The 21,813-nt window shown below is 67.7% G+C and carries 14 protein-coding genes; 7 read left to right on the forward strand and 7 right to left on the reverse strand.

Features of this window, described 5'->3' with window-relative positions; all coding sequences use genetic code 11:
• The first annotated feature begins 78 nt into the window (after positions 1 to 78).
• A complete protein-coding gene (locus DIE08_RS25265; protein ID WP_124904153.1) occupies positions 79 to 954 on the forward strand; it encodes a LysR family transcriptional regulator in 876 nt (291 codons plus the stop codon).
• Positions 955 to 1,025: 71 nt separating this feature from the next.
• A complete protein-coding gene (locus tag DIE08_RS25270) occupies positions 1,026 to 1,310 on the forward strand; it encodes a transcriptional regulator (RefSeq protein WP_124623046.1) in 285 nt (94 codons plus the stop codon).
• A 72-nt stretch (positions 1,311 to 1,382) separates the two neighbouring features.
• Here the strand turns inward: DIE08_RS25270 and DIE08_RS25275 are convergent, their stop codons facing one another.
• The 3 genes from DIE08_RS25275 to DIE08_RS25290 form a co-directional block, all read right to left on the reverse strand.
• On the reverse strand, positions 1,383 to 2,129 hold the full coding sequence (locus DIE08_RS25275; protein ID WP_124904155.1) for a transporter: 747 nt from the start codon (positions 2,127 to 2,129) through the stop codon (positions 1,383 to 1,385).
• Positions 2,130 to 2,196: 67 nt separating this feature from the next.
• Positions 2,197 to 4,968: a magnesium-translocating P-type ATPase gene (gene mgtA / locus DIE08_RS25280; protein ID WP_124904157.1), complete on the reverse strand. Its 2,772-nt coding sequence runs from the start codon at positions 4,966 to 4,968 to the stop codon at positions 2,197 to 2,199.
• Positions 4,969 to 5,684: 716 nt separating this feature from the next.
• Positions 5,685 to 7,331 (reverse strand): S8 family peptidase, encoded by a 1,647-nt coding sequence (locus tag DIE08_RS25290; protein ID WP_124904161.1) that lies wholly within the window; start codon positions 7,329 to 7,331, stop codon positions 5,685 to 5,687.
• Positions 7,332 to 7,486: 155 nt separating this feature from the next.
• Here DIE08_RS25290 and DIE08_RS25295 point away from each other — a divergent pair, with 155 nt between their 5' ends.
• Together DIE08_RS25295 and DIE08_RS25300 are read left to right on the forward strand one after the other, a co-directional pair.
• Positions 7,487 to 7,783, forward strand: a complete 297-nt coding sequence (locus tag DIE08_RS25295; protein ID WP_124904163.1) for a hypothetical protein — start codon at positions 7,487 to 7,489, stop codon at positions 7,781 to 7,783.
• The gene (locus tag DIE08_RS25300; protein ID WP_124904165.1) at positions 7,747 to 8,649 is read left to right on the forward strand and encodes a glutamate/aspartate ABC transporter substrate-binding protein; all 903 of its coding nucleotides are present in this window, start codon (positions 7,747 to 7,749) and stop codon (positions 8,647 to 8,649) included. The genes DIE08_RS25295 and DIE08_RS25300 overlap by 37 nt, the downstream gene beginning before the upstream one ends.
• A gap of 136 nt (positions 8,650 to 8,785) precedes the next feature.
• On the opposite strand, the gene DIE08_RS36295 is transcribed toward DIE08_RS25300, so the two are convergent.
• Positions 8,786 to 8,911 (reverse strand): hypothetical protein, encoded by a 126-nt coding sequence (locus DIE08_RS36295; protein WP_260436561.1) that lies wholly within the window; start codon positions 8,909 to 8,911, stop codon positions 8,786 to 8,788.
• Positions 8,912 to 8,949: 38 nt separating this feature from the next.
• Between DIE08_RS36295 and DIE08_RS25305 the strand changes: the two genes are divergently transcribed.
• Entirely contained in the window at positions 8,950 to 10,197 is a 1,248-nt protein-coding gene (locus DIE08_RS25305; protein ID WP_124904167.1) for a multidrug effflux MFS transporter, read from the forward strand.
• Positions 10,198 to 10,243: 46 nt separating this feature from the next.
• Here DIE08_RS25305 and DIE08_RS25310 read toward each other — a convergent pair whose 3' ends face one another.
• A complete protein-coding gene (locus DIE08_RS25310) occupies positions 10,244 to 10,936 on the reverse strand; it encodes a hypothetical protein (protein ID WP_124904169.1) in 693 nt (230 codons plus the stop codon).
• Between the two features lie 88 nt (positions 10,937 to 11,024).
• Between DIE08_RS25310 and DIE08_RS25315 the strand changes: the two genes are divergently transcribed.
• Both DIE08_RS25315 and DIE08_RS25320 read left to right on the forward strand, forming a co-directional pair.
• Positions 11,025 to 12,554 (forward strand): YgcG family protein, encoded by a 1,530-nt coding sequence (locus tag DIE08_RS25315; RefSeq protein ID WP_185715893.1) that lies wholly within the window; start codon positions 11,025 to 11,027, stop codon positions 12,552 to 12,554.
• Between the two features lie 80 nt (positions 12,555 to 12,634).
• The gene (locus DIE08_RS25320) at positions 12,635 to 13,255 is read left to right on the forward strand and encodes a LemA family protein (protein WP_059684713.1); all 621 of its coding nucleotides are present in this window, start codon (positions 12,635 to 12,637) and stop codon (positions 13,253 to 13,255) included.
• Between the two features lie 17 nt (positions 13,256 to 13,272).
• Here DIE08_RS25320 and pbpC read toward each other — a convergent pair whose 3' ends face one another.
• Both pbpC and DIE08_RS25330 read right to left on the reverse strand, forming a co-directional pair.
• Positions 13,273 to 15,510, reverse strand: coding sequence for a penicillin-binding protein 1C (pbpC, locus tag DIE08_RS25325; protein WP_124904173.1), 2,238 nt, complete (start codon positions 15,508 to 15,510; stop codon positions 13,273 to 13,275).
• A gap of 10 nt (positions 15,511 to 15,520) precedes the next feature.
• On the reverse strand, positions 15,521 to 21,553 hold the full coding sequence (locus DIE08_RS25330) for an alpha-2-macroglobulin (RefSeq protein ID WP_124904175.1): 6,033 nt from the start codon (positions 21,551 to 21,553) through the stop codon (positions 15,521 to 15,523).
• Between the last annotated feature and the right edge of the window lie 260 nt (positions 21,554 to 21,813).

Raw genomic sequence — 21,813 nt, forward strand, 5'->3', positions numbered from 1 at the left:
AAGGGGCGTGCCCGTATTGAACGTCACGCCATTCGATCAGTAAAATGAATGTTTCGATCGATACGATTCCTTTGAAGAATGGAATTGAAACTGCTGCGCACTTTCCTGACGGTCACCGAGCTCAGCCATTTCAGCCGCGCGGCCGACACGCTGCACATGAGCCAGCCGGCGCTGAGCAAGCAGATCGGCGCGCTCGAGGCGAGCCTCGGCGGCAAGCTGTTCGAGCGCGGGCGGCATGGCGCGGAGCTGACGCCGTTCGGTGAACGCTTCCTGCCCGACGCGCAGGCGCTCGTGCGCGATGCCGACGAGATGCTCGCGCGCGCACGGGAGGCGACCAGCGGGCAACGCGGGCATTTGCGGCTCGGCATCTGCCTGTCCGTGCTGACGCTCGTGCCGAAACTTGTCGCGGAATTCCGGCGCCGCAATCCGGGCATCGCGGTCACGCTGAGCGACCTGTCGTCGTCCGAGCAAACGCGTCGGCTCCGCGCGGGCAAGCTCGACGCGGGGTTCCTGCGATTGCCGCCGGATGAAGGATTGTCGTCGTTCAAGGTGATCGACGAAGGGCTTGCGCTCGCGGTGCCGCCGCACCTCGGCTTCAAGCGCGTGCCGGCCGATCTCGACGTGCTCAACGAGATCGGCTTCATCGCGCTGCAGCGCGCACGCGGCCCCGGGCTCGCCGCGCAGATCGACCGGTGGTGCGGCGAGCGGCGCTTCGTGCCGCAGGTCACGCAGCAGGCGGAGGACGTTCAATCGGTGCTCACGTCGGTCGCGGCCGGGGTCGGCGTTGCGTTCATTCCGTCGCGTGCGCAGTACCTGCTGCGCGACGCGACCGTGTTGCCGCTCGCCGGCAGGGACGCGAAATGGCGCGTCGGGTTGGCGTGGCTGTCCGGCCGCGACGATCCCGTGACGACGCGTTTCGTGTCGTTCATGCGCGCCGCGATCAAGGGCGCGTGACCGGGCGTATAGTGTCCGCGATTGCATCCGTCCTGAATGCCGGTCCCGCGCCGGCTCGCGAACCCGAACCGATGACTTCAGAATCCGACGACGCCCCGCTCGATCCCGCACTCGTTGCGACGCTCGCGACGCTGCACGAAGCCGCGACCGATCCGTCCGGCAGAACGTGGTCGCTGCCGAAGATCGCGAAGCGCGCGCAATTGCCGATGAGCACGCTGCGTCGCGTGCTGACGCAACTCGACGCCGCCGGCCTGAGCGCGACGACGCTGAACGACGACGGCACCGGCAGCGCCGCATTGACCGAAGAGGGGCGCGCCGTGTGCGCGCAACTGTTCGGCGCGAACGACGGCCAATGAGAAAACGGGCCGCCCGAAGGCGGCCCGTGGTGGTGCGGTCAGACATGCGGCGTCGGCCGCATCACCGCGGCATCACCACCGCGCCGTTACGCCACCCATGATGGAATGACGGTAGGTCTGGTCGTTCAGCCCGTGCCGGTAGCCGATGTCGAGATCGAACCAGCGCTTCGGCGAGTAGATCGCGCCGGCGATCACGAACGCAGGATTCGCGCCGGCCGTGCTTTCGGTGTTGCGCGACAGGCCGATGTCCGCCACGAACTGCAGCGTGTCGGTTGCCTTGTAGAGCGCCGCGGCCGACACGGCCCAGACCGAGCGCAGATCGCCCTGGCGATTCGGCTGGTAGGCGAGGCCCGCATTCGCGAGCAGCGAGAAGCGCGCGACGTCGGCTTGCGCGAGCAGCGTCGCGCCAGTGCCGACGCGGCCCGTGCCGAGCCCGCGACCGTCGTTGCCGGTCGGCATCGTCACCTTCGGTTTCAGCGCAAGCGATAGCGGCCCGTGTTCGACGAAGCGCCATTTCATGCCGATCTCGACATCGCCGATGCCCGCGCCGTTGTCGTCGGTCCGCGTTTGCAGATGCGTGTAAGGCGCGTTCACGTAGAGATCGACGTGCTCGCCGAACCCGCGCGTGAGCGTCGCGTTCCACAACTGATGGCGGCCGTTCTCGTCCTGTTTCGAGGTTTCCTCGCCGTTGAACTCGAACTGCCAGTTCGCATTGCCCTGCGTGCCCGTGTCGTCGCTGACGAGCGGATGCGCCGCGTAGGCATCCATCGGCGCGAGGAGGGCGCTCGCGGCCGCGAGCGGAAGCATTCTTCTTTTCATCATGTCACCTGTAGTGCGTCGTGGGCGGCCGGCCCATGTGGGCCGGCACGCCGTCGCCCGGAGGAAATCAGAACCACTGCTTGTAGCGGCGCACATAGATCGTCTTGACGATCTGCGCGAGCAGGATGTAGCCGACCATCGTTGCGGCGAGCCACAGCCAGTAGGTGCCCGGCAGGTGCATGAAGCCGAGCGAATCCGCGAACGGCGAGAACGGCAGCCAGCAGCCGATCGCGATCGCGGTGAATGTCGACAGCAGCACAGGCAGTGCGGCCGTGCTCTGCAGGAACGGAATCTTCTGCGTGCGCAGCAGGTGCACAACGAGCGTCTGCGACACGAGGCTCTCGATGAACCAGCCCGAGTTCATCACGATCTGGCCGCCCGAGGCGCCTTGCAGGTGATACATCGCGCCGGCGCCGAACACGGTCCACATCAGCACGTAGGTCGTGATGTCGAACACCGACGACGTCGGCCCGACCCACAGCATGAAGCGGCCGATGTTGCCGGCTTCCCATTTGCGCGGCTTCTTCAGGAACTCCGGATCCATCTTGTCCCACGGCAGCAGCATCTGCGACGTGTCGTAGATCAGGTTCAGCACGAGCAACTGCGTCGCGAGCATCGGCTCCCACGGCAGGAACGCGCTGGCGACGAGCACCGAGAATACGTTGCCGAAGTTCGAGCTGGCCGTCATGTTCAGGTACTTCAGGATGTTGCCGAACGTCTCGCGGCCCTTGATCACGCCTTCCTCGAGCACCATCAGGCTCTTTTCGAGCAAGATGATGTCGGCGGTTTCCTTCGCGATGTCGGCGCCGCTGTCGACCGAAATGCCGACGTCGGCGTCGCGCAGCGCGGGCGCGTCGTTGATGCCGTCGCCGAGGAAGCCGACCGTGTGGCCGTTCGCCTGCAGCGCCTTCACGATGCGCGCCTTCTGCAGCGGCGTGAGTTTCGCGAACACCGTCGTGCGTTCGACGACTTGCGCGAGCGTCGCGTCGTCGAGCGCCTCGATTTCGGCGCCGAGCACCGGCTTGCCCGGTTCGAGGCCGACCTGGCGGCACACTTTCATCGTGACGGTCGGGTTGTCGCCCGTCAGCACCTTCACCGACACGCCGTTATCGCGCAGCGCGGCGAGCGCCGGTGCGGCCGATTCCTTTGGCGGATCGAGGAAGGTCAGGAAACCGCGCACGACGAGGTCGCGCTCGTCGGCGGTGCGGTATTGTTCGCGTTCGTCGCCGCGCGGGATCGCGCGCGTGGCGAGCACCAGCACGCGGAAGCCGTCCTCGTTGTATGCGTTTGCCTGTTCGAGCAGTCGCTTGCGCGCGACGAAGTCGAGCGGACGCACGCCGTGCTCGTCCTGCACGTGGGTCGATACCGCGAGCATTTCCTCGACCGCGCCCTTGCAGATCAGCAGGTGCGCGCCGTGCGTGTCCTCGACGACGACCGACAGGCGGCGGCGCACGAAGTCGAACGGCAGCTCGTCGATCTTCCCGTAGCCCTGCGGCTTCACGCGCTCGCCGATCTCGTCGGCGCGCGCGACCACCGCGATGTCGATCAGGTTCTTCTGGCCGCTCTGATGGAAACTGTTCAGCCAGCCGAGCCGAAGGATGTCCTCGTTCCGGTGGCCGGACAGGTCGAGATGGTGTTCGAGGATGATCTTGTCCTGCGTGAGCGTGCCGGTCTTGTCGGTGCACAGCACGTCCATCGCGCCGAAGTTCTGCACGGAGTTCAGCCGCTTCACGACGACCTTGCGGCGCGCCATCGCGATCGCGCCGCGCGCGAGGTTCGCGCTGACGATCATCGGCAGCATCTCGGGCGTGAGGCCGACGGCCACCGCAAGCGCGAACGTGAGCGCGCTCAGCCAGTCGCCCTTGGTCAGGCCGTTGATCATGAACACGATCGGCACCATCACGAACATGAACCGGATCAGCAGCCAGCTCACGCTCGCGACGCCGCGGTCAAAGCTCGTCTCGATGCGCTTGTGGCTCACCACGTTGCGCGCGAGCGATCCGAAATACGTGTCCTCGCCGGTCGCGACGACCACGGCCGTCGCGGTGCCGCTGACCACGTTGGTGCCCATGAAGCACACGTTCTCGAGATCGAGCAGCGACGTCGACGCGTCGTTCGCCGCGCCCGGCGTGCCCGCCATGCCCGCGTGGGCCGACTTGCCGGCAACCGCGCCGAGCGTGTCGTACTTCTCGACCGGCAGCGCTTCGCCGGTCAGCACCGCCTGGCTGATGAACAGGTCGCGGGACGCGAGCAGACGCACGTCGGCGGGAATCATGTCGCCGGCCGACAGGTGCACGATGTCGCCGACCACCACTTCGCGCATCGGCACCTCGCGTCGCGCCGGCTCGGACGTGTCGGTCACCGCGCGCTGCACGGTCGCCGTCGTGCGAACCATCGCCTTGAGCTTTTCGGCCGCGCGAAGCGACCGGAATTCCTGCACGAAGCGCAGCAGCGCGCTGATCGTGACCATCGCCAGCAGGATCGTCATGCCGACGTAGTCGCGATCGTCAGGTGCCGCGAAATAGACGTCGGTGAAGAAGCTGATCGCGGCCAGCACCAGCAGCACGTAGACGAACGGATTGTGGAACGCATGCAGCAGCTGGCGCGTCCAGTGCGGCGGCTTGTCGTGCGCGATTTCGTTCGGGCCGTCGTGCTGCAGGCGGTCGGCGGCCTGCGCGCAGGTGAGGCCGCGCATGCTGGTATGCAGCGACTTGAAGGTTTCTTCGAGCGGGCGAGCCGCTTCCTGCGCGGCGCGCATGACGCGCGGTTCGTTCTGCTGACCGGGGCCAGCGTTGATGAAGCCGCGCTGTTTCTTTTGCGAGGTGTTTCGTTGTGTCATGAGTCGCTCCTTGCGCACGCGGCGGCGGACGGGAAGCGACCGTGACGTTATCGACGCACGAACGCTTCCCGCCGCGTCGCGCCGGGCGCGATCGGCTGTGGATCGGTGAAGGGAGGAAGGCTCGCCGGCGCGCGGAGTGCGGTCCGCAGGACGAAGCGCGGCGTCGCACCGGCGAGCGGTAATCGACTACTGTCGTCTGAGTTCATCTGCACTCCTGTCGGTTGCGGGTGGGCGGCACGGGCGATCGGCAGCCGCGCACGCTCGAGGGCGCGCGGCCGGACGGCACGCGAACGGAACACGCACGCGGCGTGCGCTGCGTGCGGCGCGAACGTATGCGCGCGGCAACGCACGGTTGCGCAGCGCGGACATTCGGCGATATCGAAAAAATCGGCGGGGGATTCTGGCCGGTCAGGCCGGAAGGGCGCCGCATCCTGCTTCCCGGGATGCGGCAGAAGACGAGGCTCTGCGCGGTTTCCTCAGGCAGCAGTCAAGTCGGTCGAGGACCAACTACAACTCGCATCGGTGTTCACAGAACACTCCATGTAATCAGACGGGGGCGATGGTAATGGGTCGTCGTGCGAAGCGTCAACCCTTTTTCCGCCCTTTATTCAGGCAATTCCTGGAATACGTCGGCGCAATGGCGCCGGCTCCGCGGACGAAAAAATGCGCGCACGCCAGGCAGGCATGCGCGCGGTTGCGTCGAGGCGACGTACCGGTTACTGCGTGGCCGCGGTGACGGCAGCGCCTGCATCGGCGATACCGGAACCGGCCGGCAGCGCGGTGCACGACGTGCTGGCCGGCAGCATCGCCGCACGCGCGCCGCCTTGCAGCTTCTGCTGGATCTGAGCGGGCGTGAGGTTGCCGTTCACCGACAGCATCAGCCCGACGATGCCCGTCACCTGCGGCGTCGCGAGGCTCGTGCCGCTCGCGGTGCCATACGTGTCCGTGCCCGGTGTCGTCGTACCGCTGTTGGCCGTCGACAGGATGTTGACACCCGGCGCGCTCAGCGCGACGTCGGAGCCGAAGTTGCTGAACGATGCGCGGCGCCCGGTCGCGTCGGTCGCGCCGACGCTGATCACGCCGCGGCAGTTCGCCGGCTGGTCGAGCGCGGTCGACAGGCCATCGTTGCCGGCGGCGACGACGACGGTCACGCCCTTCGCGTTCACATCGTCGATCGCCTGCTGGAACGTCGCGCTGCACGCGCCGACGCCGCCCAGGCTCAGGTTGATGATCTTCGCGGGATTCGGGTTCGTCGGCACGCCGGCGACCGGGATGCCCGCTGCCCAGCGCATCGCGTCCGCGATGTCGCTCGTCGTGCCGCCGCACTTGCCGAGCACGCGCACCGGCAGGATCCGGCCGAGCCACGACACGCCGGCGACGCCGATGCCGTTGTTGGCGGCGGCGCCGATCACGCCCATCACGCGCGTGCCGTGCCAGCTGCTGGTGCTCGGTTCGCTCGCGCAGTGATAGTACGGGCCGCTGGTATCGTCCAGTTCCTGCTGCGTGACCCAGTCGCCCGGATCGGATGCATCGGTGCCGCGCGTCTGACCGTTGTTGCTGGTGTTGGCGTTCGAGATGAAGCTGTAGCCGGGCAGCAGGTTGCCGACGAGGTCGGGGTGCGGCCGGTAGCCGGTGTCGAGCACCGCCGTGACGACGGTCGGCGCACCCTTGGTTCGCGTCCATGCGGGCGGCGCGTTGATGCCGACGCTGGCGTCGGACAGATACCACTGCTGGCCATATGCGGGGTCGCTCGGCGTGTCGCGGATTCGCATCGGGTGATCGGGTTCCGCGTAGTCGACGTCGCCGTCAGCCGCGAATGCCTGCGCGAGCGCCGCCGCGTCGCCGGACGCGATGCGCTGGCCGATCGACAGCACGGCCGCGCCGTCCGACAAGGTTCGCTCCACCTGCACGTTCAGCGGTGCCTGCGACGTCGTCACGGCGGCATACGTCCGTGCGGCGCCGGTCGTCGTCGGCGCTGTCCAGCGCGTCATCGAGCGCTGAATCACCGCGTCGAGCCGCGTGCCGGTGTCGATGGCCGCCATCGCACGCGCGGCTGTCGGCGTCTTCAGCCTGACGATCAGGTGATCGACCGGCGGCTCGGCCGGCGCGGTCGGCTGGGCGGCCATCTGCACGGCGGCCTGCTGCGTCGCGCATGCATTGTTGCCGTTGGTCGCTGGCGGGGTCGTCGGGGAAGGCGACGGCGAGGGGGCCGGCGCTGCATTGGAAGGGGACGGACTGCTGCCGTCGCCGCCACCGCCCCCGCAGCCGGCGATCGGAAGCAGGGTTGCGGCAGACAGCACGCCGGCGAGCATGCGCGCATGAGCGGAGCGGGCCAGCGCGAGATTGAATCGTTTGGCTCTCATGGTGAAACTCGATCCTCGTAGATAACCGTCGTGCTGGCGGTTGTGCCTGGCCGGCGTAAACCGGACCTGTTTTTTATCGGGCGTGCACGGGACTGCTGCGACGCGCCATGCATTGGGTAACGGCTGATGAGGCGGTTTCTTGAATATGCTTTCGGGTGAAAAAGTGCGAAACGCAAACGATTGCCTTGCTGTATCGCAGCATGAACGCGCGTTTGGAACGGATGATCTGTTCACGTGGCGCAAGATCGCAGGCGGTTGATCGGGCGAAACGTGCGGCGCGGGCGCTTTTGCGCGCCACGGAAACGATTGTTCGCGGCGCGGCCTCGACGATGGTGTTTGGCGCTTTCCCCGATGAGGTGCGAATTTTGTCAGGCGTACGATCGCGATTCGATCAACGTTTCGTCAGGAGAAAAGCATGGATCGCCGCTTCCGTTGGCTGGCCGTCGCGCTGACCTGCGCGCTGGCGGGCACCGCGCCTGCGCATGCGCAGGCGCTCACCGGCACGCTGAAGAAGATCAAGGACACGGGCATCGTGTCGCTGGGTATCCGCGAATCGTCGGTGCCGTTCTCGTATTCCGACAACCAACAGAAGAACATCGGTTACTCGCGCGACATCGCGGCGCGCATCATCGATGCGCTCAAGGCCGAGCTGAAGACGCCGAACCTGACGGTGAAGGAAATCCCGATTACGTCGCAGAACCGGATTCCGCTGCTGCAGAACGGCACGATCGACTTCGAGTGCGGGTCGACGACCAACACGCTGGAGCGGCAGAAGCAGGCCGCGTTCTCGAACAGTATTTTCCTGTACGGGATCCGCTTCAGCACGCGCAAGGATTCGGGTGTGAAGGACTTCACGGACCTGGCCGGCAAGACGGTCGCGACGACGGCCGGCACGTCCGACGAGCGCCTGCTGCGCAAGCTCAACGAGGAGAAGGGGATGAACATGACGATCATCAGCGCGAAGGACCACGCTGAAGCGTTCATGAACGTCACGACGGGGCGCGCGGTCGCGTTCGTGATGGACGAGCCCCTGCTGTACGGCGAGATCGCGAAGGACCGCAATCCGGGTGCGTACACGGTGACGGGCACGCCGCTCGTTCACGAAAACTACGCGTGCATGATGCGCAAGGACGATCCGGCGTTCAAGCGCGTGGTCGATGGCGTGATCGCGAAGATGCAGACCTCCGGCGCGGCCGAGAAGCTCTATGACCAGTGGTTCATGCAGCCGATTCCGCCGAAGGGCGTGAGCCTCAATTATCCGCTGTCGCCGGAGATGAAGCAGCTGTTCAGGAATCCGACGGATCAGGCGCAATACTGATCGAAGCGTCGTCGTGGTATTGCATCGCACATGAAAAGCCGCCGGCAGATGCCGGCGGTTTCCGTTTCTGGTGCGCTCGCTGGCGCGGCGAAAGTGTGCGTCAGACCTGATTTCCGGCCCGGGCGCTGCCGGCCTGTCAGGCGGAGACTGTGCCGAAATCGGCATTCAACCGTGCCCGCGCCATGGGATTCCTGTCGCGCTGCGCAACAACAGGCACAATACGCACTTCGCCGCGCACCGTTGTTCGTTGTTCGAACAGCACGGCGCGTGTCGCCGCCGTCCGAACCTTTCCCGGTTGTCATGAACGCCTCGCTCACACCCGCGCGCGAATCGAACTCGCCGCGCTTCCTGTTGTTCCTGATCTGCCTGTTCGCCTCCGCCGGCCAGCTCGCGATCGACATCTACGTGCCCGCGCTGCCCGATATGGCGCGCTCGTTCGCGACCACGCCGCAGGCGATCCAGTCGAGCGTCTCCGGCTACATGGCCGCCTACGCGCTCGGCCAGCTGATCTTCGGCCCGGTTGCCGATGCGTACGGGCGCAAGCGCGTGCTTGCGTTCGGGCTCGTCATCTACACGATCGGCTGCCTGCTGTCGCTCGGCGCGCCGAACCTGGAGACATTCGTGCTGGCGCGCTGCCTGCAGGGCTTCGGGATCGCGACCACGAACCTGCTCGCGAAGGCGATCATCACCGACTCATTCTCGGGCCAGGCGCTGATGCATGCGTTTACGTACATGTCGATCGCATGGGGGCTCGCGCCGATCATCGCGCCGGTGATCGGCGCGCACCTTCAGGAATGGTTCGGCTGGCGCGCGTGCCTCGTGTTCCTGCTGGTGTACTCGCTGGTGATGTGGGCGCTGCTGTGGCGCTATCGCGAAACCTTGCCGAAACCGGTCCATCTCGAGCCACGCACGCTGATGGCGAACGCGGGCAAGGTGCTCGCGAGCCCGGTGTTCCAGAGCTGCTTCCTCGCGCAAGGGCTGTGCTACAGCATCCTGCTGGTGTTCAACATCGTCGGGCCGTTCATGGTGCAGACCACGCTGCACAAGCCGCCGACCTTCTTCGGCTATCTCGCGCTCGGGATCGGACTGATGTATTTCCTCGGCGGGCTGTCGAACCGGATTCACGGGCGCGGGCTGCCGAGTGCCGAGCAGCGGCTGCGCATCGGCGCACGCGTGATGGCGGTCGCGGCGGTCGCGATGCTCGTGCTGGCGCTGACCGTCGGCCTGCGCGTGTGGACGCTCGCGACGCCGGTGCTCGTGATGGGCTTCTGCGCGGGCGCGATGTATCCGACGCTGATGGCCAAGGGCAATTCGCTGTTTCCGCATATCGCGGGGCTGACGAGTGCGATCCTCGGGTGTGCGCTGCTGCTCGTGTCGTCCGCGATGATGGGCCTCGCCGGTTTCGTGTCGGTGCAGGTGCTGACGCCGCTCGCGGTGTTCTTCGTCGCGCTGTCGTTTATCGTCGTGTGGATGGTGACGAAGCTGCTGCGCTACCTGACGCAGCAGCAGGCCGCGAGCGTGGCGTGCGGGCGCGGGGAAGCCGCGTAAGCCATATAGGCCGCGTGAACGCGTGCCGCAACGGCACGCCGGCCGCTCACAGCGGCTGCGCCGCGCCCGCCTGCGCCAGCAGCGAAATCGCGGCCGGATCCGGCATTCCGTTCGAATCGATCGCGCCGGCCTTGGCCAGCGCGTCTAGATCGCTGTCGACGCCCGGCTGGCCGACCACGAACGGCGTCGTCAGGAAGGCCGGTGTCGACAGTGTGACCGAATAGCGCTGCTGCAGATTCGTCACGACCGCCGATTGCGCGGACTGCACCGCACCCGGGCTGCCCATTACGCTCTGGAAGTGCGCATTCCCCTGGAAATTGCCGATCAACCCGGCCGTGTTGGTGCCGAGTTGCGCGGCCAGATAGACGAGCATCAGCTCGGTCTCGGGCGTCGTGTTGAAGGTGCCGCCCGCGTAGGCGAGCGAATGCAGGCTCGTGCCGCTAGATGCGACGGTGATCACGCACGGCAGCACGGCGTTGACCGTCACGCGGTAGTTGCCGCCGCCGTCGGTCAGCGTCGTCGCCGAGCCTTGCGCGCAACTGACCGTCACCGACGCGCTCGCGAGCGCGGCGCCCGTGGCGGCCGTGCCGGACAGCGCGATGGTCTGCGTGTTGGTGTTGTTGAAGCAGACATCGACGCCGAAGCAGGCGTCGCCGTTGCAGCCTGCAAGTGCCGCGACGGCGGCGACGCAGGCGGTGCCCAGCGCGGGGCGGATGAAGCGCGGGTGGCGAAGGTTCATGGTCGCGGGCCTTTGGGCGAGTGAAGCAACCGGTGGGCGCCGGCGGGGCGGTGCCGCTCCTATTTTATGTCTCGAATCCCGTCGGTGCTTGCCCGTTTTCCCGACGGGACGCGGCCGAACGTGCCGGGTCCTGAACCTTTCGATTCCCTTCGCAATTGGTTATGCTGCGGGACGATTAAAAAACGACGAGAGAACGCGCCGTTCCCGACGGAACTGGTGCGCCGTTTCCGACATGAACCTGAAACGACTGATGGGGCGGTCAAGCCTCCCGGATTGCGAGGGCGATCCGGCATCGATGGCATGCACGCCCCGCGACGCGGTGCGACCCGCGCGTATCCGCGGCAAGGCCCGCATCGGCAACGCGGCGGTGGCCGCCGCGCTGCTGGCCGGCGCGGCGTTCCTTTGCGTCCCGGCCTTCGCCGCCCCGGCCGACGCCGGCGATGGCGCGATTCCGTCGGTAGCCAATGCGCCGTCGGCCTGCACGAACGTGGCTGCCGCAGCCTCCTATCCCGTGGCCCACGACCCCGAAGCGGCGCCGCCGCTGACAGGCCGCGTGACCGACATGACGGGCGTGCTCAGTGTCGCCTGTGCGTCCGAATTGACCGACCGTCTCACCGATCTCGAGCGCCGGCTCGGCGTGCAGATGGCGATCCTGCTGGTCGGGTCGACCGGCCACGCAACCATCGAGCAGTTCGCGACCACGGTGTTCGAGAAATGGCGTCTCGGCGAGAGCAAGATCGACAACGGTTTGCTGCTGGTCGCCGCACTGAACGATCGCACCGTCCGGATCGAGGTCGGATACGGCCTCGAAGGCGCGATTCCGGACATCGTCGCAGGGCGAATCATCCGCGAGCGCATCGTGCCGGCGTTTCGCGAGAAGCGTATCGAAGCCGGCGTGAGCGATACGGTCGATGCACTGGTGCGGGAGATGACGCCGCCGCAAATGGCGGCGTCGGATAGCGCACTGCCCGACGAGGACGCTCGGCGTGCGACGTCCGGCGATGCGAGGCGGCTGTCGAACGGCTTGCCGGAGACTCCCCCCGACGACGTCGGGAGCTTCCTGTTCTGGTTGCTGCTCGGGCTGACCGGCGTCACGCTGGGTGTCGTCACCGAATGGCGCAAGCTGCGTTGGCAGGTGATGTTGCCGGCCAGCTTCCTCGTCGCGACGATCGTGCCGGCTGCGATGTTGCCGGTCGGCGCGATTTTCAGAGGCGATCTGGAAGCGATCCTCGGTGCGCTGGCGATCGTCCCGACGAGCATCGGTGTCGGTGCGTGGCTGCTCGGTATCGGCGTCGTTCGCTCGGCACGCGTGCGCAAGAATACGGCGATCATCGGCGGGACGTTGCTGGCGTTGATCGGGATCGGGCATCTGATGGGATATTCGCCCGGCGAGGTTCTGGTGGCGGTCTTCTGCGTGGTGGTGGCGATCCTGTGGATCGTCGAAAAACTGACGGGCAGCGATGGGTCGTCATCCAGCTCCACGTCCTCGTCTTCGTCTTCGTCCTTCAAATGGCCATCGTCCGGCTCGGGCTCGTCCAGCTCCAGTTCCAGTTCGTCCGACTCATTCACCGGCGGTGGCGGCTCGAGCGGCGGCGGCGGGGCATCGGGCCGCTGGTAACCGCCATGCGCGGCGCGTGCGCGAACGTTTCTTTTCAACTTACCGCTCCAGCCGGAGCGTTCAACCGGAAGTTACAAACAATGAAATGGTTTCGAATCCTGCTCGTGTGCTGCGTGCTCGCGCCGCTCGCCGGTTGCGGCTACAACGCGATCCAGTCGTCGGATGAGGACGTCAACGCGGCGTGGTCGGAGGTGCTGAACCAGTATCAGCGTCGTGCCGACCTCGTGCCGAACCTTGCCGCGTCGGTGAAGGGCTACGCGTCGCACGAGGAACGCGTGCTGACCGAGGTGGCGTCGGCCCGCGCGCGCGTGGGCAGCGTGCAGATGACGCCGGAGATGGCAAAGGATCCCGCCGCGTTGGCGGCGTTCGATCAGCGGCAGGGTGAACTATCGGGCGCGCTGAGCCGGCTGATGGTGGTGTCGGAGCGATATCCGGAGCTGAAGGCGAACGAGGCGTTTCGCGATCTGCAGACGCAGCTCGAAGGCACCGAAAACCGCATCGCGGTCGCGCGCGGCCGCTACATCAAGACGGTGCAGCAGTACAACGTGCAGATCCGCCAGTTCCCGGGTGTCGTGATCGCGCGGATCTTCGGTTATCAGCCGCGCCCGAACTTCAGCGTCGCGAACGAATCCGCGATTTCGACGGCGCCCGTCGTCGACTTCTCCAATCAGCCGCCGAAGACGAACGCAGCCGGCCAGTAAGCGGCCTGCCCGGGCACTCAGGGCTTACGCGCGGCCGGCTTCGCGAACGCGCCGCGCACCTCGAAGCCGATCGCATCCGCCACGTTGCCGCGCGCGTCGACGAGTTCCAGCCGGTGCCTTCCCGGCCACGGCATCCACGCGAGGCGGTCGGCGTGCCCGATCACCTTGTCGTCGAGCCGCCACGCGAACCGTGCCGCATGCCCGGAAGACCGCTCGAACCAGATCCGCTGGCTCTTCGGCGGAATGTCCGGATCGATCGCGAAGATCGTGCCGTCGGTCGGCGCGCCGATCGTCAGCGGTGCGCGCGCGCCGTTCTTGCCCGGCGTGACGGGCGCCGCGAGCCGGATCGTGTCGAGCGCCGTGCCCGCGATGAACCACTCGTCGCGCGACGGCTCGACGTCGCGCTCGAACGTGATGCGGCGTGTTTCGACACCGGCCGGCGGACGTGGCGCGCGGCTCGGCAGGTCGCGGTGCAGGTAGCCGACGACGGCCGACCACACGGGCGACGCGCCCGTCACCCCTGACACGTCCCACATTGGCGAGCCGTCCGCATTGCCGACCCACACGCCGACCGTATAGCGCGACGTGAAGCCGACCGTCCAGTTGTCGCGCATGTCCTTGCTCGTGCCGGTCTTCACCGCCGAGAAGAAGCGCGTCGCGAGCGGATTGTCGAAGCCGAACGTGCGCACGCGCGCGTTGTTGTCGGAGAGGATGTCGGTGACGACGAAGCTGGCTGCTTCGCTGAATACGCGCGTGCCGTTGTCCGTGCGCCCCGATGCCGATATGCCGGAAGCGGGCGACGGCGCGGGCAGGTCGACGATCTTGCGCGCGACACCGCCGTTCGCGAGCGCGCGATACGCATTGGTCAGCGACAGCAGCGTGACGTCCGCGCTGCCGAGCGCAAGGCTGAAGCCGTAGTAATCGCCTTCCTGCGCCAGCGGCAGGCCGAGCGCGGTCAGCGTGCGCGCGAAGCGGTGCGGCGTGACGAGCACGAGCGTGCGCACGGCCGGCACGTTCAGCGAGCCGCCGAGCGCGCTGCGCACGCTCACCCAGCCCTTGAAATCCTTGTCGTAATTCTGCGGAATGTAGAGTCCGCCACCGGCCGCGAGGTTGATCGGTGCGTCGTCGAGCAGCGATGCGGCGGTCAGCCGTTTCTCGTCGATCGCCTGCGCATAGAGGAACGGCTTGAGCGTCGAGCCGGCCTGGCGCGGCGCGAGCACGGCGTCGACGTCGCGCGCGCTCGACAGCGCCCCCGACGAACCGACCCATGCGCGAATCTCGCCGGTCGCGTTGTCGATCACGACGACCGCGCCGTCCTGCACGTTGCGCCGGTGCGCGGGCGCGTTGAGCTCGGTCAGCGCGCGCGTCAGCGTGTCGCGCGCGAAGCGCTGCAGCGGCGCATCGAGCGTCGTGCGCACCTGCGCGCCGGCCGCCGGTCTGACTTCGGCCGCGATGCGGCGCGCGAAGTGCGGGGCGAGGGCGGCGCCGTCGTCGCGCACGGCGTTGGCCGGGCGTGCGATCACGAGCTGCACGTAGCCGTCGAGCGATGCGCACGCTTGTTCCGCGTGCATGTCGCGCAGGATCCGGCACGCACGCTCGGCGACCTTCGCGCTTGCCGCGTTGGGAGCACGCACCAGCGCGGCCGCGATCGCGGCTTCACGCGCGTCGAGGCCGGACGGCGCCTTGCCGAACAGCACCTGCGACAGCGCGGCGAGCCCGACCGTCTCGCCGCGGAACGGCACGAGATTCAGGTAGGCCTCGAGGATCTGGTCCTTGCGCCAGCCGCGCTCGAGCAGCAGCGCGTTCATCGCCTGCGTGGCCTTCTGCGGCAGCGAGCGCTGGCCCGAGCGGCGCGGCGAATCGCTGAGCAGCCCGGCGAGCTGCATCGTCACGGTCGACGCGCCGCGCGTGCGCTCGTTCCACAGATTGCCCCACGCCGCGCCGGCGATCCCGCGCCAGTCGACGCCGCTGTGTTCGTAGAAACGCTTGTCCTCGGACACGACGATCGCCTCGCGGAACGCGGGCGACACGTCGGCGAGCGATACCCAGTCGCCGCGCCGTTCGGTGAGGTCGACGCGCGTGCGCTGCAGCGGCGTGCCGTCGCGCGCGAGCAGCACCCAGTCGGAACTGCGCCAGTTGCGGCGCACGTCGTCGTAGCCGGGCAGCGCGTGCGCGACCAGCGGCGCGGCGAGCACGACGGCGACGAATACGCGGCCGGCGAAACGCACCGGCCGCGGCAATACACGATCGATCATCACGTACTCGTTACTTGCCCGCGTCGGCCGGCTTCACGGTCATCGGCGGGTTCGGCCACAGGCCGTATACGGACGGCGCGTACAGCGCCTCGACGCGCGTCGGCGGCAGCCCGAAGGTGCCGACGTTGTTCAGCCGCACCGTGTATTCGACCGAGAGTTTGCCCTTCGGCAGATAGTCGTAATACGCGCGGTAGCCGTCGAAGTCGCGTTCGATGAACGCCGGCCACGCGCCGTCCGGGGATTTCTCGCCCTGCGTCGCGGCTTCGGAGTCGCGGCCGAGGCCGGAGCCGAGGATCGTCGCGCCGGACGGGATCGGATCGTTGACGACGACCCACGTCATGTCGCTCTGCGCATCGATGTCGAGATGCACGCGCACGACGTCGCCGCGCGTCAGCACACCCTTGACGGCGGGCGACACGGGCGTGACCGTCTTCGTGATCCGGTAGCCGGCCGCGAACGGCGCGCGCAGCGCAACGGCCGCGAGGCTTTCGACGGTCGCCCACGGGCGGCCCGTTCCGTCCTGGATGACGGACAGCGTGGCCGGCGCCTGCGCCGCACGCGGCCACGGCATCAGCACGCTGCGCGCGGCGGCGGCGCGGGTCGCGGCGGTGGCCGACGCGGGGGCGTCGGCGGGCGCCGGCGGCTGCGACCAGGAAATCGCGCGCTCGTTGCCACCGAGCGCGACCTTCGTCGTGCCCGCCACCGGCGTGCTCTCGTAGGTGCGCGAGAAGCGTTCGATCGCGAGCTGGCCGAGCGCGTTCGACGTCGTCGTCTGCCATGCGCCCTGGCGTTGCAGCGCAAGGAGGCCGGTCGCGATGCGCGGCATCTCGTCCTTCCACGCCGGGTCGCCCGCGAATTCCAGCGCGAGACGCGCGGCGTTGGTCTCGTTGCTCGTCATCAGCCACCACAGATCGTCGTCGCGCGCGGTCGAGAACACGAGCTGCGTGCCCTGGTACGTGAGGCGCGCACGCAGGATCTGCTCGACCTGCGCGCGTTTCTCGTCACGCTGCGGGATGTCCTTCACACGCGTGAGGATCGCGTGATAGTCGATCACCGCCGAGGTCGGCCACTGGTTCGGTGCGATCTCGATCGAACCGAGCATGCGGCCCTGCGCTGCACCGTAACGCGACAGCGCCTCGATCGCGGCGAGCTTGCGCAGATCGCGATCCTGGCGCGGCGCCCACGCGTTGCGCTCGATGCGGCCGTCGACGAAGCGTGCGAGCCCGGCCTCGAGCTGCGTGCGCAGGTCTTCCGGCAGCGCGAAGCGCGCGTCGAGGCGTGCGGCCTCGTCGGCGACCACGAGCAGGTAAGACGACAGCGTCGGGCTGCCGGTGTGTGCATCGTCGGACGACGGTGGGAAGTAGCTCGCGAGGCCATCGCTGTCGAGGTACACCGGCATGCGCGCAACCAGCGCCTGCCATTGCGCGGCGTCATGAAGGCCGATCGCGCGCGACGTCTGCTGTTCGAGGCAGCGGTACGGATAGCGCTCGAACCAGCGCCGCACGCCGGGCAGGCCGTCGGCGAGCTTCGACTGCAGCGACACGGCGATGCCGCCGCGCGGCGCGCCCTGTGCGTTGTTGACGGCGCCGGCCGGAGCCGACACGGGCACCGTCAGCGTGCCGTCGACCTGCGTGAGCGTGGCCTGCTGCACGGTGACCGGCAGCGCGGGCACGACCTTCTGCGCGACGGCCAGCGCATCGGACGCGCGCTTGCCTCCTTGCTCGGCCGCCTCGATGCGCCAGTTCAGCGCGCCGGCCGCGTCGAGCGCCTGCTCGGGCACGGTGATCGTCCATGCAACCTCCGTCGCCGCATTGGCCGCGAGCGACACGGTTTGCGGCGCGACGTCGAGGCCCGTCACGCGCGGCGTCACGACGACCTGCATCGCGCGGTCGGTCGTGTTGCGCAGCGTGACCTGCGCGCGGAACGCATCGCCTTCACGCACGAGCGGCGGCAGCCCGGAGATCAGCTGCAGATCCTGGGTGCTGCGAATCGACGTGCTGCCGGTGCCGAAGCGATCGGGGCCGACCGCCGCGATCGCGACGATCCGGAAGCGCGTGAGCGCGTCGTTCAGCGGCACTTCGACGGTCGCGCTGCCGTTCGCGTCGAGCGTCACGCGCGGGTTCCACAGCAGCAGCGTGTCGAACAGCTCGCGTGTCGGCGAGCTGCCGCCGCCGCCGCCCGCCGGCACGGCCTTGCGGCCGAAGTGGCGGCGGCCGACGATTTCCATCTGCGCGGTGGCCGTCTCGACACCGTACGCGCGTCGCTGCAGCATCGCGTCGAGCAGGTCCCAGCTGTTGTTCGGCATCAGCTCGAGCAGCGCCTCGTCGACGGCCGCGACCGCGATCTGCGTGCCGGCTGGCGCCGGCTGGCCGTTCGGCAGCGTGACCTTCACGTGCGCCTGCGCCTTGCTGCGCACCGTGTACCGCGTCGCGTCGGTCGTCACGGACACGCCGAGACGATGCACGCCCGTGCCGACCTTGATCTCGCCGAGGCCATAGCGGAACGCGGGCTTCGACAAATCGACGAACGCGGTCGGCGCTTCATAGTGACGGCCTTCGCGCCAGAACGCGCGGGCCCATTCGACCGGCGCCTTCCAGCCCCAGGTGAAGAACGAGTACCACGGCACTTCGCGAATTCGGCCGCGCAACGCGAGCACCGACACGTACACGTTCGGGCCCCACGATTCGCCGACCTTCAGGTCGACGGTCGGGTTCTTGCCGTTGAGTTCGACGATGTGCGTTTCCATCACGCCGCCGCGTTCGACCGCGACGAGCGCGGTTGCGTAGCGGAACGGCATGCGAACCTGGAAGCGGGCCGTTTCGCCCGCCTCGTAGGACGTCTTTTCCGGGATCACGTCGATCCGGTCGGTGTTGTCGCCGCCGAACCAGAGTTCGTCCTCGCGCGTGACCCAGACGGACGTCGACGCATTCGACGTGCGGCCGTCGCCGTCCTTCGCGACCGCGATCAACTGGATGTTGCCGGCCTGTTCGAGCGTCGCGTCGCAGGCCATGCGGCCCTTGTCGTCGGTCTTGCCCGAGCACAGCACGCCGAGGTCGCGCGTGTCGCTCTTGTTGTCGTATGCGTAGAAGCCGCCGACCATCCGCTTGCGCGACGACGTCGTGATGTGCGCGACGCCCTTGATCTCGACCGCCACCGATGCGCGCGGCTTGCCCTGCAGGTCGACCGCGAGCGCCTGCACCGGCACGCGCTGGCCGACCGACACCCAGCGGCCGGCCTTGATGCCGGCTACGACCGCGGCCGGCCACAGGACCGTGTCGCCGCGGATCGTCTGCACTTCGCCGTTCGGGTCCGCGAACGTCGCCTCGAGCGCGATGCGCTTCGGCGCGTCGACGTCGGGCAGGCCCTTGAGCGTGACGGTGCCGGCGCCGTTGCGGTCGAGCGTCAGCGGCAGCTTGTCCGCGATCAACCGGGTCGCGTCGGGATCGTTGTTCGCGGCCGATGCGCTGTCGCCGTCCTGCGCATCGTCGTCGGCATTGCCGTCGCTGCGCTCCGGACGATACGGCGTGAAGCTGAAGTCCTCGAAGCGATCCGCGAACGGCGGCGACGCCCACTTCATCAGCGCCGACACCTGCACGGGCAGGTTCGATGCGCCGCCGCCCGACACGTAGTCGATCTGCACCGCGAGCGGCGCTTCCTTGACCGCGACGAGCGGGCTCTTCTGCGCGTCGCGCGCGCCGATCGACCCCTTGAGCACCGGCAGGCGGAATGCCTCGACACGGAAGCTGCCGCTGTAGTAGCTGGCGGTCGGTGCATCGTCGGGGCCGCCTTCGAGCGAGACGCTGTATTCGCCGAGCTTCGCCGCGGGCGGCAGCGTGAATCGCGTGTCGGCGCTGTGGTCGGCGGACCACGTGAGCGGCAGCTTGTAGGTCTGGTCGGAGCCGAGATGGCGGATCGTCACGCGCGTCGGGTATTGCGCCGGGAACGCGAGGCTCTGCAGCGTCTCGGTGCGCAGGAAGTGTTTCATCGACACGGTTTCGCCGGCACGCAGCAGCGTGCGGTCGAATACGGTATGCGCGCGCACGGTCGGCGCGCTGTCGGTGTCGGTCGGCACGTTGAAGCGCCACGATTCGATACCGCGGTTCCAGTTCGAGCTGACGAATGCCATGTCCGGGCCCGTCTTTGGATCGTCGACGCGCGCCGACACGAAGTAGTCGTCGAAGCGTTCCGACTGGCTGCATTCGTGCTTCGGCTCGAATGCACCGTCGATCTTCAGCAGGCCGTGCACATCGGTCTTGCCGGACGCGATTTCGTCTCCGTTGCAATCCGACACGCGGATTCGCGCGTTCGGCACCGGCTTGCCCTTGTCGAGCGTCGTGACCCACACGAGGTTGTTCTCGCGGCCCTGTTTCAGATGCACGCCGAGGTTCGTGACGAGCACGGTGGTACGTACGTACATGCTCGACGGCTTCGCGAGCAGTGAGCGGCCGAGCGCGGGCGACGCGAGTTCGAGCACGTAGAAGCCGGGTTTTTCGATCGGCACGCCGACGACCTCGAACGGACGCAGCGCCTTCGGATCAGCCTTCGGCAACGTCAGTGCCTGCGCACCCGGCTCTCCGGCGAGCAGCGACAGCGAGCGCACGTCGATGCGACGGTTCTGCGGCGCGGGCATCTTTTCGCCGGCCTGGAGCGGCACGTAGACGGGGTGCTGGCCCTTGCGACGGAGCAGGCCCGGGATGCGCTCGTCGATCGTGCCGGCCGTCATCGACCAGTTGTCGAAGCGCTCGACGGTGCGCATCCATTGACGAATCGCGGTGTCGTCGTCGACTTTCAGGTTCGAGAATTGCGCGCCGCTCGTGTTGAGGCCCGCGACATGCAGGTCGGCCTCGACGTTGCGCAGTGTGACGGGCACGAGCGCAGGCGTATCCGGTTCGGCGAAACGCTCGACGATCCCGAAGGTGCCCGACGAGAATTTCGCGAGCGGCGGCATCGGCGCGGTGCGCGTCGCGAGCGGGAACAGGTCTGCGTTCGCGAGCGAGCGCTCGGTCACGTCGTGCAGGCCGGACGGCAGCTCGATCGTCAGGTTCTCCTGCGCGGGCAGCGGCGGGTTGAAGGTGACGGTCGTCACTTCGTCGCTGTGATCGTCGGCCGCGAAGGTCGGTGAAAGCGAACCGTCAGGGCCGCGCAGCTTGATCGACTCGGCGTTCTTGCGCGAGATCGGCGCATTGAACGACAGCGTGAGCGGACGCAGCGGCGTGCAGGGCGCCTTCGCATTTTCGCGCTCGCACGAGAAGCTCGCGGCGAACGGCGCGCGCACGGTGAAGTCGAAGCGGCGCTCGGTGTCGTTCGCGATGCCGCTCGGGCTCGCGACGCCCTTGCCGTAGACGAGTTGCATCTTCGCGCTCGCGGGCAGCGCCTGCGCGCACGACAGCGTCAGCACGCGCGCGGCGTCCTTCTTCAGTCCGAAGTGGTCGAGCAGCGCGTTGCGGGTATCGTCGTCGGCGGCCGTGACGGGGATGCGGTTGCCGATGCCGGCCGCTTCGCACCAGATGTTCGCGAGCGCGGAGCGCGGCTCGGCCGGGCCGTTCAGCTTCAGCACGAAAACCTGGCGCTCCTCGATCTCGCGCGAGCCGGGACGCACTGTCACAGGGAACGGGCCGCCGGTCTGAAACGTGAAGCGGCGCGGGCCGCTGACCGCGTTGCCGGCGACCGAGCGCAGCGTGTCGTTGAGCGCGACGGAGCAGCGCACGCCGGGCGGCAGGTCGTTCTCGAAATCGTAGACCCACGTCTTGTCGTCGAGCCAGTGTCCCTGGCCGCGTGCGGCGGTGGAGTCGTTGCAGGTCATGCGCGCGGGACTCGGCGCGGAGGCGGAACCGAACGCGACCATCGGTTCGTCGAACTTGACGACGCTTTGCCGCACTTCGGTGACGGTGCCTTGCGGCGATACGCTCACCGTGCGTGCGGCGCCCGCATGCAGCGACAGTGCCGCGGCGGCGCCGAGCGCCGTGACCGCGCCGATGCGCCAGAGCAGCCGTGTGGTGTGACGGGTTGAATTCGTATTGTTGTGCTTGTCGTGCTGCTTCATCGCTCGATGCCCTCGGAGGGAAGCTTTCTGTTTGATTGCACGCGATTCTAACCGACGCGCATGTGAGCGGATGAATGGAGACGGCGTGTCGCCGGCTTGCGACACGCCGGCATTCCGAAGCAGAATTGTCGCGTCGACGACACAAAAATGCAGCGAAATGTCGATTGTCTCGGATTGCGGAACATTTATTGGACTATAAAAGCATTGTCCAATTCGAATTGTGCGCGTACATTTCAGGGCCGCGCGAAAGTTTGAGAAAT

Source organism: Burkholderia sp. Bp9004 (genome assembly GCF_003858025.1).
Classification (GTDB): Bacteria; Pseudomonadota; Gammaproteobacteria; order Burkholderiales; family Burkholderiaceae; genus Burkholderia; species Burkholderia diffusa.